At 64.3% G+C, this 15207-nt stretch carries 12 protein-coding genes; 7 read left to right on the top strand and 5 right to left on the bottom strand.

Translation table 11 applies throughout. The features are described 5' to 3' along the window. Positions 1-4: 4 nt before the first annotated feature. From ABIA45_RS12695 to fhuB, 3 genes are all read left to right on the top strand, one after another. Positions 5-985, top strand: a complete 981-nt coding sequence (locus tag ABIA45_RS12695; protein WP_404652238.1) for an alpha/beta hydrolase — start codon at positions 5-7, stop codon at positions 983-985. 177 nt (positions 986-1162) lie between these two features. Continuing rightward, positions 1163-1999 (top strand): ABC transporter substrate-binding protein, encoded by an 837-nt coding sequence (locus ABIA45_RS12690; protein WP_404652236.1) that lies wholly within the window; start codon positions 1163-1165, stop codon positions 1997-1999. Continuing rightward, positions 1986-3992, top strand: a complete 2007-nt coding sequence (gene fhuB / locus ABIA45_RS12685; RefSeq protein WP_404652234.1) for a Fe(3+)-hydroxamate ABC transporter permease FhuB — start codon at positions 1986-1988, stop codon at positions 3990-3992. The genes ABIA45_RS12690 and fhuB overlap by 14 nt, the downstream gene beginning before the upstream one ends. A gap of 6 nt (positions 3993-3998) precedes the next feature. Here the strand turns inward: fhuB and ABIA45_RS12680 are convergent, their stop codons facing one another. Together ABIA45_RS12680 and ABIA45_RS12675 are read right to left on the bottom strand one after the other, a co-directional pair. Next, positions 3999-4853 (bottom strand): ATP-binding cassette domain-containing protein, encoded by an 855-nt coding sequence (locus ABIA45_RS12680; protein ID WP_404652232.1) that lies wholly within the window; start codon positions 4851-4853, stop codon positions 3999-4001. Further along, positions 4850-5905 (bottom strand): DUF2218 domain-containing protein, encoded by a 1056-nt coding sequence (locus ABIA45_RS12675; protein ID WP_404652230.1) that lies wholly within the window; start codon positions 5903-5905, stop codon positions 4850-4852. The genes ABIA45_RS12680 and ABIA45_RS12675 overlap by 4 nt, the downstream gene beginning before the upstream one ends. Before the next feature lie 299 nt (positions 5906-6204). Here ABIA45_RS12675 and ABIA45_RS12670 point away from each other — a divergent pair, with 299 nt between their 5' ends. From ABIA45_RS12670 to dusA, 4 genes are all read left to right on the top strand, one after another. Beyond that, the gene (locus ABIA45_RS12670) at positions 6205-7902 is read left to right on the top strand and encodes a cyclic peptide export ABC transporter (RefSeq protein WP_404652228.1); all 1698 of its coding nucleotides are present in this window, start codon (positions 6205-6207) and stop codon (positions 7900-7902) included. Between the two features lie 177 nt (positions 7903-8079). Further along, positions 8080-9141 (top strand): GNAT family N-acetyltransferase, encoded by a 1062-nt coding sequence (locus tag ABIA45_RS12665; RefSeq protein ID WP_404652226.1) that lies wholly within the window; start codon positions 8080-8082, stop codon positions 9139-9141. A gap of 22 nt (positions 9142-9163) precedes the next feature. Next, positions 9164-10462, top strand: a complete 1299-nt coding sequence (locus ABIA45_RS12660) for a lysine N(6)-hydroxylase/L-ornithine N(5)-oxygenase family protein (protein ID WP_404652224.1) — start codon at positions 9164-9166, stop codon at positions 10460-10462. Between the two features lie 1064 nt (positions 10463-11526). Then, positions 11527-12513: a tRNA dihydrouridine(20/20a) synthase DusA gene (dusA, locus tag ABIA45_RS12655; protein WP_275510200.1), complete on the top strand. Its 987-nt coding sequence runs from the start codon at positions 11527-11529 to the stop codon at positions 12511-12513. Between the two features lie 106 nt (positions 12514-12619). Here dusA and ABIA45_RS12650 read toward each other — a convergent pair whose 3' ends face one another. From ABIA45_RS12650 to ABIA45_RS12640, 3 genes are read right to left on the bottom strand one after another with little or no spacing between them, the layout of a single operon-like run. Beyond that, complete coding sequence (locus tag ABIA45_RS12650) at positions 12620-13174, bottom strand: TIGR02281 family clan AA aspartic protease (RefSeq protein ID WP_036001607.1); 555 nt, start codon at positions 13172-13174, stop codon at positions 12620-12622. A gap of 28 nt (positions 13175-13202) precedes the next feature. Beyond that, complete coding sequence (locus ABIA45_RS12645) at positions 13203-13406, bottom strand: DUF1289 domain-containing protein (RefSeq protein WP_036022214.1); 204 nt, start codon at positions 13404-13406, stop codon at positions 13203-13205. A 44-nt stretch (positions 13407-13450) separates the two neighbouring features. Continuing rightward, the gene (locus tag ABIA45_RS12640; protein WP_036001601.1) at positions 13451-15046 is read right to left on the bottom strand and encodes a HAMP domain-containing sensor histidine kinase; all 1596 of its coding nucleotides are present in this window, start codon (positions 15044-15046) and stop codon (positions 13451-13453) included. Positions 15047-15207: the final 161 nt, after the last annotated feature.

The raw sequence follows: 15207 nt of genomic DNA, 5'->3' as shown, positions 1-15207 counted from the left end.
GCCTTTGAGTCTTGATCCAGATATCGCGGCATTGCTCGAGATGGTGCAGGCCGGCACCGAAAGCGGCGCGCGCGTTCCGTTTCCGCAATTGACTGCTGCGCAGGCGCGGGCCGATTTCGATGCGTCCTCGCCGCTGCTCGATGTCGATCCGCCGGCGCTTGCCTACGAGCGGCGTTTGTCGCTGCCGGTGCGGGATGGCATGACGATCGAGGCGCGGCTCTATGCGAGCGCGCAGCCGAGCGAACGCACTCCCATTCCGGTTCTTCTTTACCTGCACGGCGGCGGCTTCGTCGTCGGCAGCCTCGATTCGCATCAGCCATTGTGCCGCGGCCTCGCCAAGGACAGCGGTGCGGCCGTGCTCTCGGTCGGCTACAGGCTCGCACCGGAGCACAAGTTTCCGACCGCCTTCGAGGATGCCGTCGATGCGCTGGCCTGGATCGGCCTCGAGGGCCGCGCGATCGGGCTCGATCCGCGCCGGGTCGCCGTCGGCGGCGACAGCGCCGGCGGAACGCTTGCCGCCGCGCTCGCGATCGAAGCAAGGACAAACACGGGCCTTCCGCAGCCGGTGCTTCAGGTTCTCGCTTATCCCGGCCTCAGCTCCCGACAAACCTCCGCATCCTACGAGCGCTACGGTACCGGCCATCTCCTGGAGCGCAGCACTGTCGATTGGTTCTTCCGGCAATATCTCCGCGACGAGTCGGATCGCGACGATTGGCGTTTTGCGCCGCTCGCAGCGGATGATTTGTCGGGCCTAGCTCCCGCATGCATCGTCCTCGCCGAGTTCGATCCTCTGGTGGACGAGGGGCGCGATTATGCAGCCCGCTTGGCGGCGGCCGGCGTTCCGGTCGATCTGCACGTTTATCCCGGCATGATCCATGAATTCCTGCGCATGGGGAATGTCGTAGCCGATGCCTTGCAGGCGAGGGCGACGATCGGGCGGGCGCTGGCCAAGGCCTTTCTCGCCGCTGGCGAAAAGGCGGCCTGATATGGCAATGCAGCGTGAACGAGAGTATGTCATGATCATCATCTCTCGCGCTTCTGTGCGAGAGGCGCATGAACGGATCCCATGAGCACGTCTAATCCAGACCATAGGCTGTCCCGCCGTGCGCTCCTCGGCGCGGGCGCAGCGATCGGAGGCACGGCCATTGCGGACCCATGGCCAATGGCATTTGCCCAAACCAGTGGACCGCAATCTGGGCTCCGAATTGCCGCGCTCGGCTGGGCCTGTGCCCAGACGATCCTGGCGCTCGGCGTTGTGCCGCTGGTGATTCCGGAGATCGAGCGCTATGGCCGGCTCGTCGTCGAGCCGCCTGTTCCGCCCAGCGTACAGGAGATCGGTCTGCGTTCGGAGCCAAATCTCGAACTGCTGCAGAGCTTCGCGCCCGACATCATCGTCATCGATCCCAGCATTGCGGCCGCCGTCCCCCGGCTCAAGCTGATCGCGCCGGTCGAAACGTTCACGATCTTCAGACCCGGCGGGCATCCTCTCGACACGGCGCGCCGTTCGACGCTGGAGCTTGCCAAACGTCTCGGGGTGCAGTCGGCGTGCGAAGCCTATTTCGCCCGTTTCGACGTCGCCATGGCCAGCTATCGTGAGCGGCTCCGGGGTCGCGGCGGCAAGCCGCTCTATCTCGTCAGCGAGATCGCGCGCAACCGCGCGCTCGTGTTCGGTCCGAACAGCCTCTATCAGGAGGTGCTCGATCAGTGCGGATTGAGGAATGCCTGGACCGGACAGAGCGGCCCATGGGGCCATACCAGTGTCGGGCTCGAAGTGCTCGCCGCGGTTCCGGACGCGCGGCTGGTGTTGATGACCTCGCGGGTCGCCGATGTCGAAGCGCTACTGAAGGCAAGCCCTGTGCTTCAAACCCTGCCGTCTCTTCGGTCGCATCGGCTGACGGTCCTGGGTAACCAGTTCTTCTATGGCGGCGTGCCGGCGGCCGAACGTTTCGCCCGCCTTCTCGCCGAACGTCTGCCGCGGGAAAGTCATGAGCAAGGTTGAGGCACTGCCGGCCCGGTCCGGCTTGCAGATGCATCCGGCGGTGCTGATCGGCTTGCTGCTGGCAGCCGCGGCCGCGCTGACCTGGCGCAACCTGTCCGGATATCTGCCCGCCGACGCCTGGCTGCCGGTGTTGTGGCGGCCGGAGGTCACCGATCCCCAGCAGATGCTAGTGCACTACACCGTTTTTCCGCGCATCGCAGTGGCGCTGCTGGCCGGCGCCGCCCTCGGTCTTGCCGGCACGGTCTCTCAGCAGGTGTTGCGCAATCCGCTTGCGGAGCCGAGCACCATCGGCGTCCTGAACGGCGCCTATCTTGCGCTGGCCGTGACGACGCTGTGGGCGCCGTCGCTGCTGGCCTTCGGCCGCGAGTGGATTGCGCTGTGCGGCGGGTTTGCTGCGTTCCTTTGCGTGTTCGGGCTGACCTGGAAGCGTGCGCTGTCGCCCGTCGTCCTGGTGCTCGCCGGATTGATCGTCAGCTACTACTGCGCGGTGACCACCCAGGCGCTGGTGCTGCTCAACCACGAATATCTGATCGGTCTGTTCATCTGGGGCGCCGGCTTCCTCAATCAGCAGGATTGGAGCAACGTCACGTTCCTGGCGCCGCGGCTGCTGATTTCGATCGTGCTGATCGCGGCGATGGTTCGTCCGCTGACCCTGCTCGGCTTCGACGACGAGACCGCGCGCAATCTGGGCCTCGGATTGACGAGGGCCCGGGTCTTCGCGCTCGTCATCGCGATCGCGCTCAGTGCGTCAGTCGTCAGCGTGGTCGGCGTCATGGGATTTGTCGGTTTGTCCGCGCCGGCAATCGTCATGCTGTCGGGCGCGCGCCGCTTTCGCGACCGGCTGATCTGGGCGCCACTTTGCGGCGCCCTGCTGCTGTGGCTGACGGATCAACTCGTGCTTCTGATCCCGCCCGGCTATCGCGAAATGCCGGCCGGTGCGGTGACCGCCCTGATCGGCGCGCCAATGTTGCTCGTGCTGCTGCCGCGGCTGCGGGCCGCCATGCCGATGGGAAACCTCACGCCATCCGCTCCGGCGCGGCTCGATCATCCCTGGCGCGTGATCCTGTTCGCGCTCGTCTTGCTGCTGCTTGCCGTCTGGATCGCACTCGCCCTCGGCGTCGGTTCCGACGGCTGGCGCTGGAGCGGCCTGTCGGGCTTGCAGGAATTCTGGCCGTGGCGCTGGCCGCGCGTGGTGTCGGCGCTGGCAGCAGGCGCGACGCTGGCGGTCGCCGGTACGCTGCTGCAGCGGATGACCGGAAACCCAATGGCCGCGCCGGAAGTCATGGGCATCAGCTATGGCGCCGCGATGGGCGTAATCGTTCTGCTCTATCTCTTTCCCGCCCACACCCGGCTGGAGCAGATTGCGGCGGCCGGGATCGGCGCCTTCATCGTGCTGGCGCTGGTGCTGCTGTTCAGCCGGCGGTCCGAGTTCAGTCCGGAGCGCGTGCTGCTGGCAGGCGTCGCCATGAGCGCGGCATTCGGCGCGATTATTGCCATGGCACTGGCGACGGGTGATCCCCGCATTGGCACGCTGCTGTCGCTGCTGACAGGCTCGCTCTACCAGATCGGTCCAGCCGAGGCCGCAATCCTCGCCGCCGCGGCGCTCGTTCTGCTCATCATGGTGCCGATGCTGTCGCGTTGGCTCGATATCCTGCCGCTCGGACCTGCGACCTCGCGTTCGATCGGCGTCTCGCTGACGCGGAGCCGCGTCATCATCATGCTGCTGACGGCCTTGCTGACGGCGACGGCCACGCTGATGGTCGGTCTTCTGAGCCTGGTCGGCTTCATCGCGCCTCATATGGCACGGATGATGGGGGCGCAGCGCGCGCTGCATCAGGCGGCGCTGGCCGCGTTGATTGGGGCGATCCTGATGGTCACGGCGGATTGGGCCGGACGCATGGTGATCTTTCCGTTCCAGATGCCCGCCGGCATCTTCGCCATGATGCTTGCCGGACCCTATCTCATCTGGCTGCTGCGGCCGCAGCGCGGTTGACGGCGCTCACCGCGCGAAGCTGATGAGATGGCCATGGTCCGGCGACGGCATCACGCCCATGGGGATGCCGTAGATGGTTTCGAGCTCGGCCGGCGTCATGATCTTGTCCGGTGTGCCGCGCGCGATCAGCTTCCCGGAATGCAGCGCGATGATCTCGTCGCAGAACCGGGCGGCCATGTTGACGTCGTGGAGCACCACGACCACGCCGAGATTGCGCTCGCGGGCGAGCTGCCTGACCAGCGACAGCACTTCGATCTGATGAGCGATGTCGAGCGCCGAGGTCGGCTCGTCGAGCAGCAGGCACTCGGCGTCCTGCGCAACCAGCATGGCGATCCACACCCGCTGGCGCTCGCCGCCGGACAACGTATCGAGCAGGCGATCCGCAAAGGGTTCGATATGGGTTAACGCCATGGCGTTTGCGACCTTCTCGCGGTCGATGTCACCGAACCGTCCGAGCGCGCCGTGCCAGGGATAGCGGCCGAGTGCGACCAGCTCCTTGACCAGCATGCCGGCGGCGGGCGGCGTCTGCTGCGGCAGGTAGGCGACCTTGCGGGCATAGTCCCGATCGCTCCAGGCGCGCAGTGCGCGGCCTTCGAAACGAATCGTTCCCGACGAGCTCGGTTGCTGGCGCGACAACAATTTCAGCAAGGTCGATTTGCCGGAGCCATTATGGCCGATCAGCCCGACGACGCTGCGTGCGGGAAGGGATAGCGTCAGCGGTTCGAGCAGCGCGCGCCCGGCCACCGCGAAGCCGACCTGGTCGAGCTCGAACAAGGGGGCGGGCGCTTCCGGCGAGGCCTGCGTGACGTTGCTTGGCAAGGCGAGCGTCCGTTCGCTCGTCTGCGCATGTTGGATCGTCATGGTTGGCGCAGGCTCCAATAGGCGACGGCCAGAAGTTGGTCGCGGGAAAGCTTTCGCTCATCGCGCAGATGGTTGCGCAGGGCCTTCAGCGCCTGCGCCTCACACGCGACCCAGGCGAAGACGTCCTGATGGTCCGGCCATCGCACCGCCTTGACGGCGTCGACCAGGAGCTGCGTCGTCCCGGCTGGACGGCCTTTGCGATGCAACCAGCGGATCGCTACCCCGGCCGGGGCGACCAGCGGAAATTCCTCGCGCCGATCCGCGGCCTCGATAAAGGCCTCACCCGCCGCTGTCGCCGGCAGCGTCTCCAAGATTCGCGCGATGGCGGGCAGGGCGGTTTCGTCGCCCGCCAGCAGCATCCAGCGCGCCGGACGAATGCCCCGGCCGAGCGGGCCGGCCATGCCGCAGATGGCGCCGGCCGTCGCGTTGACGGCGAACGCCGAGCCCGGCCCGGCATGATCATGGACCACGAAGTCGATGTCGATCTCGCGGCTCTGCAAGTCGATGCGGCGGATCGTGTAATAGCGGGTGACGGGCCTGCGGTCGGGCTCCGGCCACAGGATACGTCCGTCGGGCGCGGGCCACGGCCATTCGGGCTTGGCGAGGCCCTCGGGCGGGAAGTACAGCCGCACGTGCAGGTCGTCGTCATTCACGAAACGGGCGATATCGTCGCCCGTGAAGGTCAGCCGCCGCATGTGCGGCGTCAGGGTGATCGCGGACTTCAGCCGCACTTCGCGGAAATTGGCCAGCGTGCCGCCGCTGGATTCGTGACCGGACCAAATGATGGTCGGGGCAATGTCGCCCGCGAACTCGATCACATGCGAGGCTACGACCGAGCGCAGCATTTCCAGATTGCCCTTGTCGTTGGCCTCGACGCGGATCTTGAGCGCTTCGGCCTCGACGGCGAGGGAACTGGTGCCGAACGGCAGTTTCGCCACCATGAGACCGCCCCGGTCCTCGAACGCGATGTCATGCTCGGCCAGATGATCGATCATCCGCGCGGCGAGGCCGGCGGCGTCGGGAAGCGCGATGCGGGTTTCGGAGATCAGCAAGTTCAAACTCATTCTCCACCGGCCCTGTCCGATGCCAGCCTGCAAGCACTTCGATGTCCGGATGTCGCGGCCTGGCACGGCTCTGGATCATAAATCCTGCTCGCTCGCCGGCTGCGATGCAAAAGCGATACTACCCGCATCATATTAAAGGCATTGCCGATCCCAAATTAGAATCCATCGAAAGAGCAGCGAAAATAAGCGCTGGAGTTGCGGGGCCGCCATCATGTATTCGCATCACTTCGGCACGACTTGTCCGGCCATATAGGTTCGCTTCAGGTCTCTCCAGCGCGGCTCTCATCATGAACTCACGAAGCGGCCTGACGACGCAGATCCTGCAGCTCCTGCGGCCTTATTGGCCACTCGTGCTCGGCGGCAGCGTTCTGGGAGTGGTCGGCGGTGCCTCCGTCGCGGCGTTGCTCGCGGTCGTGAATCACGGGCTTTATGCCACGCAGGCCGACGTGGTAACGCTGTTTTTCGCCTTCGCTGGCCTGTGCCTTCTGATCCTGATCGGTTCCATCGGCGCCGACATCAGCGCCAATTATGTCGGACAGCGGATCATCGCCGAGCTTCGCAAGTCGCTCGCCGCCAAAATTCTGGCTGCGCCGATCGATCAGCTCGAAATCTACCGGACTCATCGCCTGATCCCGGTTCTCACGCAGGACGTCGACACGATCAGCGATTTCGCGTTCTTCTTTTCGTCCTTTTTCGTATCGCTCGTGATCGCGCTCGGCTGCATGGTTTACCTGGCGGTGCTGTCTTGGCAGCTTTTCCTGATCACGGGAGCAGTCATCGTGCTGGGATCGCTGGCGCATGGATATGCGAGGACGCGCGGCGTTCGCGGCTTCAGCACCGCGCGAGAGGCCGAAGATCAGCTGCACAAGCAGTATCGTGCGATCGCCGAAGGTGCCAAGGAGCTGCGCCTTAATCGCGTGCGCCGTCGGCGCGTCTATGTCGAGCAGCTCCAGCAGACCGTCGACCGGATTAGCTCGGTGCAGATCAGGTCGATCAATCTGTTCGTGACGGCGCGGGCGTTCGGGACGATGCTGTTCTTTGTCGTGATCGGCGTGGCGCTGACCTTGCGACCGTTCCTGTGGCCCGACAGTCCCGCTGCGGTGTCCAGCGGCTTCGTGCTGGTGCTGCTCTTTATGCGCGGGCCCATCGACCAGGTCATCGGCATCCTGCCGGCGCTCGGCCGCGCCCAGGTCGCGATGCGCCGCATTGCGGAGCTCTCGGAGCAGTTCTCGACCCCCGAGCACGATCTGCTGGCCAGTGCTCCCGCTGCACCGGGCAAGTCCGCCATCGAATCCATCGAGCTTCGCGGCGTCACCTATGCCTTTCGCGCCGTGCCGGGCAGCGATCCCTTTGTTCTCGGGCCGGTTGATCTGCTCGTTCGGCAAGGCGACATCGTCTTCATCGTGGGGCAGAACGGCAGCGGAAAGACGACCCTGATCAAGTTGTTGCTGGGCCTTTATGCTCCGCATGGCGGTGCCGTGCTGCGCGACGGTTCGCCGGTCCTGACGGAGACACGCGACGACTACCGCCAGCTCTTCACGACCATCTTCTCCGACTATTATCTGTTTGAGGATCTCATTCGTGGAGAGGGCGTGGTTCCTGATGTCGCGGAACGCTATCTCCAGCGGCTGGAGGTCGCGCACAAGGTCTCGGTCGAGAACGGCGTGTTCACGACGACGGACCTGTCGACCGGACAGCGCAAGCGATTGGCGCTGATGAATGCATGGCTCGAGGAAAGACCCGTGCTCGTGTTTGACGAATGGGCCGCGGATCAGGATCCGGCGTTCCGGCACATCTTCTATACGGAGCTGCTGCCCGATCTGAAGCGTCTCGGAAAGACCATCATCGTGATTTCGCACGATGACCGCTATTTCGGGATTGCGGATCATCTGGTGCGGCTGCGCGACGGCAAGATCGTCGGAAGCGAGACGAAAGCAGATGACGTCGCGGGCGTTTCCGCGGTTCCAATTGACGCGCCGCTTTAGAGCCTATTGTGACGGAGCGAGTGCTCTTTGTCACATGCAACAACAGCATGCGATCCCGTTCTGCGACAGGCCGTCAGATTTGTAGAGAATCTAATCTGCGTGTGCGCGCATTTGTTGTCAGCCTGTAGGCGAGTGATCTACACCACGCCTCAGCGATGATCGAGATGCGAGGGCCGGATGAACAAGGCTTCGGATTCCGGGACCGGGCCTCGTGCGTTCCCGGTCGGCCCATATTCTGGCCAGACCGTTTTCCAGGAGGGCGATCGCCTTCGCGTCGTGGCCGCCGATGTGACCGCGTTGGAACTGCGTCTGCGCGAGCGCGTCGATCACATCGAGATCCTGAATGCCTCGGACGACCGCGAGGTTGCGGCACGGGCGGTGTCGGCGTCCGCCGAGGCGCTGTTTGCCTGGCGACCTGGCGCCGATCGGCTCGTTCTGGACTTCGCTGGAAGAGCGCCGCTTGCACGAGAGCTGACCGAGAGTGGTCTCGCGATCATGTCCGAGGGGCAACTGGTGCTGCTGCCCGAACTGGTCATGCAGCGGCGGGACAACTGGCTCGTCAACCCCGGGCGACCGCCATTGCCGCAACTCCACGTCATGACGGACGGCAAGCGCCATCCGCGCCGCGCCGCAAAGCCGACGGGAAAGGTGTACGGCCGTTTCATTCCCTGGCTGTCGGAGGTCATCTCGTTTCGTGTGGCCGATCTCGAGAATGATCTCGATTTGTTGCACCGCTGGATGAACGACCCTCGCGTCGATGCATTCTGGAACGAGGCTGGCGATCTCGACAAGCATCGGCGATATCTGGCCGGCATCCTGGCCGATCCCCATCTGCTGCCGTTGATCGGCTGCTTCGGCGAGCAGCCGTTCGGCTATTTCGAGCTCTATTGGGCCAAGGAAAATCGCATCGCGCCGTTCTATGATGCCGACGACTACGACCGGGGATGGCACGTGGTCGTGGGCGAGGACGCTTTTCGCGGCGGTCGTTACATCAGCGCGTGGCTGCCGTCACTGATGCACTACATGTTCCTCGACGATTGCCGTACGCAGCGGATCGTCGGGGAGCCGGCGGCGGCGCATACGCAGCAGCTTCGCAATCTCGATCGCTCGGGGTTTGCGAAGATCAAGAATTTCGACTTTCCCCATAAGCGCGCGACCCTGGTCATGCTGTTGCGCGAACGCTTCTTCGGCGATCGGCTTTGGCTTCCGGCAGCCGCCGGCCCAACGGTCTCGTCTTAAAGCGCAAGTGGAGCGCGGCTTCATGTCTCATCAACTCGCGATCGAGCACGACGTCATTGGCGTCGGATTCGGGCCTTCCAACCTCGCACTCGCCATCGCATTGGACGAATGCGCGAAGCGATCACGGCTGAAATGCACGCCGCTGTTCGTGGAGAAGCAGCCGCACTTCACCTGGCATGGCGGCATGCTGCTTCCGGGCAGCGACATGCAGATATCGTTTCTCAAAGATCTGGTCTCCTTGCGCGATCCGACCAGTCCCTTCACCTTCGTGAACTACCTGCACAAGCGCGGCCGCCTGCTGGATTTCATCAACTGCCGGACGTTCTATCCGAGCAGGGTCGAGTTCAATGATTACCTGCAGTGGGTGGCGGGCCATTTCAAGTCGCAGGCCGCTTACGGCGAGAGCATCGTCGCCGTCGAGCCGGTGACGGCCGGGCAGACGGTGACGTCGTTGCGGGTGCATTCGCGCTCGCTCGCCGGCGGGGAGACCGTGCGGCTGGCGCGAAATCTCGTGGTCGCGGTGGGAGGCCAGCCCTATGTTCCGCAGGTGTTTGCCAAGGCTGCCGACGATCGCAGGCTGCTGCATTCCAGCCGCTATCTCGACCTGATCGAGCGCGTTGTCCCGCGCGGCCGGTCCGTCCGTGTGGCCGTCGTCGGTGGCGGACAGAGCGCGACCGAGGTAACGGTCGATCTTCATGGCCGATGTCCCGAAGCGCATATCGATCTGATCTTCCGCGGCCATGCTCTCAAGCCGTCCGACAGCAGTCCTTTCGTCAACGAGATCTTCAACCCCGACTATACGAACTTCGTCTACGCGCAGCCTGCCGAGCGGCGGGATGCGATCGTCCGCAACTTCCGGAACACCAACTATGCCGTCGTCGATTCCGACCTGCTGGACCAGCTGTATCGGCTGCTCTACCAGCAGCGCGTCGGTGGCGATGCAAGGGTCGTGTTGCGTCCCCGCAGCGAGATTACCAATGTGGATGCGGGACCGGACGGCATCGAGATCGGCGTGATCGACAAGTTCCGCGGCGAAAACCGTCGTTCGACTTATGACGTGGTCGTCCTGGCGACGGGATACGACAGGGATACGCCGCACGGGTTTCTCGAACCGATCCGCCGCTACATTCGCGATGCGGCGCTGGATCGCAACTACCGGCTCGTGACCAATCCGGCTTTCCGGCCGCAGATCCACCTCCAGGGCTATTCGGAATCCTCCCACGGTCTGAGCGACACGCTGCTTTCGGTGATTGCCGTGCGGTCGCAGGAGATTGCGGAGTCTCTGCTCTCGACAATCTCGCGCCGGGAACTCATTGCCTAGAACACGACCGGGAGAGAACGCAGCTCCAAAAGCCTTGCGCGGATGGAGATCGGAGCGCATCACGAATCGTCCCGTTCTCATTACACAATAGCTGGCGTTCTCGCGGTCACCCTGCAGGCGTGTTCCGCTGTCGCTTTGGGGTTCCCGATCTAGAACCTGTCTAATCGAGATCAACCGCAGCGTGTATGTGTGAGACAACGCCGATCGGCTTTGCTAGAGGAGTTCTTAGAACGATCTTGGAACGTCTGAAAGTTAGCTGGAATTGACCGTGAGGAAAGCTCTCGTTCCCAAGCAGGGGCAAAGCCTTCTCCCTGAGCGAATTGCAGGCATTCTGGTTCACAGTCCGCTTGCGGCGTTGGTTGGCAGAGAGCCCGTGACGCGCATGCACTACCTCCTCGAGATTGCGTCGCTTCACACCAAGACCGAGCTCCTGGCGCAGCCGGGCTTGGGACGTTCAGGCGTGCGTCGCATCGAGAACTGGATGGCCTTTCACGGACACCGCATGCGCGACGTGAATGAGAGTCTCGATAGTGTCATCTGCCGCTTTGCGTTCCGGCGTTCTTCCGTTCGGAAAGGAAACGTTCGTTCTCTCCCCTTATCGGCGTCGCCCTCGCGTTTCACGCGGGCGGCTGGTGGCTAAGGCGGTACATGCATGGGCACAAAGCAGGTCGATTGTTTTCAGACGCTGTCTCACGAGCTTGAGCATCGGACCGGCGCTCCCTGTCGAAGCCAGCGAGCTGGCCCGAGTGCTCGCGGGCGAGCTGCTGCTTGAGCTTGGTATAACGCCGCAGCGTGTCCACGACATGTGCACCGGGAGATCAAGGCAAATCTTCCGGCGGGCCACGTGAGCATGCACTTCGCGCGCTACTCGCTGGCAGCGGACTGGTCGCGCTCGACGTTTCGCGTTCGAGCGCGGCGCCGCGCCGTGCTGCCGCGAACCGCTTGCCGTCTGGTCTGGCGCCGGCCTTCCCCGCGCCCATTGGCTCGCAGAGCGTGCCGTCGGGCCCGGCTCAGTCATGAAATCCGCTATTCCCGTCGGGGCCTCGAAAGTCTATATGATCCATATGTTGTCTCATCGCTTTTCCGTGGCCCCCATGATGGATTGGACTGACCGGCATTGCCGGGTGTTCCACCGTCACCTGACGCGGCGGGGATTGCTTTATACCGAGATGCTGACGACCGGCGCGATCATTCATGGCGACCGGGTGCGGCTGCTTGGGTTCGACGCGGTCGAGCATCCCGTGGCGCTTCAGCTCGGCGGATCGGATCCGCGCGAACTCGCGGCGGCGGCACGGATCGGCGAGGACTTTGGTTATGACGAGATCAATCTCAATGTCGGCTGCCCGTCCGATCGTGTGAAGGATGGCCGTTTCGGCGCCTGTCTAATGGCCGAGCCGGAGCTGGTGGCGAGGTGCGTCGACGCGATGAAGCGCGTGGTCGCCGTTCCCGTCACGGTGAAGTGCCGCATCGGCATCGATGATCAGGATCCGGAGGTCGCGCTCGATGCGCTCGCGCGTGCGGTGGTCGCCGCAGGCTGCGATGCGTTGATCGTGCACGCCCGCAAGGCCTGGCTCAACGGCCTGTCGCCGAAGGAGAACCGCGATATCCCGCCGCTCGACTATGATCGCGTCTACCGGCTGAAGCGCGCGATGCCCGATGTGCCCGTCATCATCAATGGCGGCGTTCGGAGCATCGACGAGGCAAAGGCGCATCTTGCCCATGTCGACGGCGTGATGCTCGGCCGCGCCGCCTATCAGGAGCCGTGGCGGCTGCTCGCGGTCGACCACGAAATCTTCGGCGGGCCGGCGCCGCACGCCACCATGCAGGACGCGCTCGAGGCGATGATGCCCTACATCGAAGAGCAACTCGCACACGGCACGCGGCTGCACGCGATCACGCGGCATTTCGTCGGCGCATTTCACGCTGTGCCCGGCGCGCGTGCGTTCCGCCGGCATCTGGCCGAGCAGGGTGTGAAGCCCGGCGCCGGTCTCGACGTGCTACGCGAGGCGATCACGTGTGTCGGGGCCCGCGCGCCGGCTGAGGCGGCCTAAATGAACGGGAGCATGATCCGGAAAAGTGCGCAGCGGTATTCCGAAAAGATCATGTTCAAACAACTACCTAAAGCGCGATGACGATTCATCCTAATCGCATCGCGCTTTAGTCGACCGCCGTACGCGCGCGGCGGGGACTGCGCTGCTGCTCCGGATACCCTGTCAGCATCAGCGTGTCGGCGCGCACGCCCCAGCTTTCCAGCCGGTCGAGGAAGCTCATGCCGAGCAGATTGGTCTTCATCTGGCCGCGTTGCACGACGAGGGCCGGCACCGACTTCTCGACCAGCTTGCCGACGGCGAGACGGTCGAGCGTGAGCCGCGCCGCCTTGGTGTGGCCGCCCGCGGTCTCGAGATCGACGTCGTATTCAAGCATCTCGAGCGGCAGCCCGATCGCCCTTGCGGTTTCCCAGGTCAGTACCACCGACGTCGCGCCGGTATCGATCACCATCGGCGCAGTGACGCCGTTGATCTTCGCGCGCAGCGTGAATTCGCCGCCTTGGCCGCGCGGGATCTGCACGGCCGGTGCCGGGGAGGCGGCTTGTGCGCGAAAAATATGCGAGACCTTGTGGCTGGCGCGCGCGATCTGGTCGGGATCGCCATAGGCGACGACGGCACCTGCCGTGCCGGCGAGCATGATCAGGACGAGCAGGAAGCGGATCATCGCGCGCCTCCAAGGGCACGCAGGCGGATCAGACGTGCTTTGGGGATCCAGCGATCGGCACCAGTCCGGCTTCCGTCATGCGCTCCGGCAACAGGGCCATGATCGCGCGCCGGTCCGCGCTCTCCATGGCGTGCCAGCGTGCGATCTCCGGCAAGGTGCGGCCGCAGCCGAAGCACAGCTTGGTCTTGGGATCGATCATGCACACGGCGACGCACGGCGTTTCTTTGCTCATACGGACATAGTGAGGGATGATCGGGCATGTCTGCAAGCATCTCGTTAAGAGCCTGTGCCGGCACTCATGATCGGCTTGTGCCGCGGCCGGCGTTTCTCGTCCGGCACGACGGAGCTCTCCGGCTGGAGCGGTGGAGAATCGTCTGAGAGTGGGGCAAGCGCGCTCATCACGCGCTCCGGCGGGAACGTGACGATCACCTCGGTGCCGATGCGCAGCTTCGATTTCAACGTGAACGTGCCGCCGTGCAGGTCAATCAGGTTCTTGGCGATCGGCAGGCCGAGGCCGGCGCCCTGTTCAGCCGACTTGATCGAGTTGGAGCCCTGGCCGAACGAGGCGAGCACGACCGGGATCTCGTCCTCGGGTATGCCGGAGCCGGAATCCCTCACCGAGAGATATTGTCCGCCGGAGGCGGTCCAGCCGGCCTTGAGCCAGATCTCGCCGCCCTGCGGGGTGAACTTGATCGAATTGGAAAGCAGGTTGAGCACGACCTGGCGGATCGCGCGCTCGTCGGCCCAGAGCCGCGGCATCGCCTGCTCGAACACTTCGTGGATGGTGATGCCGCGGCTCGAGGCACGCAGCTTCATCAGATGATGGCAATCGGCGACGATACCGACCAGGGACACCGCTTCCTCATTGAGCTCGTAACGGCCGGCTTCGATCCGCGACAGATCGAGGATCTCGTTGATGAGGTTGAGCAGGTGCACGCCGGAATTATGAATGTCGGCGGAATATTCCTTGTAGACCGGTACCGCATGCGCGCCGAAAATCTCGCTCTTCATCACCTCTGAGAAGCCGAGGATGGCGTTCAGCGGCGTCCGCAGCTCGTGGCTCATCTGCGCGAGGAAGCGCGACTTGGCGACGTTGGCGGCTTCGGCGCGGTGGCGCGCTTCGTCCGAGATTGCCTTGGCCTGCTCCAGCTCGCCGATCAGCGCGTCCTTTTCCGCTCGCGCTTCCAGCGTGGCGAAGGTGGAGGAGTGCAGGCGGTGCGCCAGCAGCACGAAATAGCCTTCGGCGGCCAGCGACAGCGCTGCCAGGATGTAATTGTCCAGCGACCCGGTCGTCACGAAGCTTAGCGCCATCGCAACCGCGACCGGCGCCGTGGCGGCAAGGGCTGCGATCGGCAGATTGGCCGCGAGCATGCTCGATACTGCGATCACCAGCAGCATCAAGAACATCATCAGCGTTTCCGTGACCATGTCGAGCACGGGATGGATCAGGATCGCCATCCAGCACAGGCCATAGAGCAGGTCGAGCACGACGAAGCGCGTCCGCCATGCGCGTGTCGCGGCCGGAGAGGCGGGCTCGGTCAGGAAGCGCCGGCAACTGCGGATCATGGCGCTGTGGATGCAGAGCATGCCGGCGGTCCAGGCCGCGGCCGGGATCGGCTGCATCCATAGCCCGAACAGCACGCCGGTCGCCACCACCAGGAGCATCACGACATAGGAGGCCGACAGCCGGGTCTGGGCGTATTGCCGCAGCATCTCGGCGTCGAAAGCCGGCCGGGTTCCACTGGTCGACGTTAACTTGTCGCGCGCCTCGCGCACCCGCTGCGCCGCAGCCCTTCGGCTGCTCGCCGATGGCGCGCTCACCGGCTCGGCCGGAAGCTGCACGACCTCAGGCTTTTCAGCGGGGTTACTCATCAAGCAACACGGATTCCTGCCCACGCCGGACGCGGGCTTTCTGCATTGTCTATCTCTGGCAAGAAATCCTTAAGAGCTGACTTAAGGAGCTAAAGAATTACGTTAACCGAGCGTTAATTCATACGCAGTCCGGGCGGCCGCCTTCATCAACCCGGGCTTCG

It is taken from the genome of Bradyrhizobium sp. USDA 336, assembly GCF_044908355.1.
GTDB lineage: Bacteria > Pseudomonadota > Alphaproteobacteria > Rhizobiales > Xanthobacteraceae > Bradyrhizobium > Bradyrhizobium yuanmingense.
The sequence above is the reverse complement of the archived record's forward strand: the minus strand, read 5'-3'. Positions and strand labels throughout refer to the sequence as shown.

Excerpts from the sequence above, each read along its gene's own strand:
- fhuB (WP_404652234.1), top strand. The coding sequence starts at position 1,986 with ATGAGCAAGGTTGAGGCACTGCCGGCCCGGTCCGGCTTGCAGATGCAT.
- ABIA45_RS12690 (WP_404652236.1), top strand. The coding sequence starts at position 1,163 with ATGGCATTTGCCCAAACCAGTGGACCGCAATCTGGGCTCCGAATTGCC.
- ABIA45_RS12640 (WP_036001601.1), bottom strand. The coding sequence starts at position 15,046 with ATGAGTAACCCCGCTGAAAAGCCTGAGGTCGTGCAGCTTCCGGCCGAG.
- ABIA45_RS12645 (WP_036022214.1), bottom strand. The coding sequence starts at position 13,406 with ATGAGCAAAGAAACGCCGTGCGTCGCCGTGTGCATGATCGATCCCAAG.
- ABIA45_RS12680 (WP_404652232.1), bottom strand. The coding sequence starts at position 4,853 with ATGACGATCCAACATGCGCAGACGAGCGAACGGACGCTCGCCTTGCCA.
- ABIA45_RS12665 (WP_404652226.1), top strand. The coding sequence starts at position 8,080 with ATGAACAAGGCTTCGGATTCCGGGACCGGGCCTCGTGCGTTCCCGGTC.
- ABIA45_RS12650 (WP_036001607.1), bottom strand. The coding sequence starts at position 13,174 with ATGATCCGCTTCCTGCTCGTCCTGATCATGCTCGCCGGCACGGCAGGT.
- ABIA45_RS12660 (WP_404652224.1), top strand. The coding sequence starts at position 9,164 with ATGTCTCATCAACTCGCGATCGAGCACGACGTCATTGGCGTCGGATTC.
- dusA (WP_275510200.1), top strand. The coding sequence starts at position 11,527 with ATGTTGTCTCATCGCTTTTCCGTGGCCCCCATGATGGATTGGACTGAC.
- ABIA45_RS12670 (WP_404652228.1), top strand. The coding sequence starts at position 6,205 with ATGAACTCACGAAGCGGCCTGACGACGCAGATCCTGCAGCTCCTGCGG.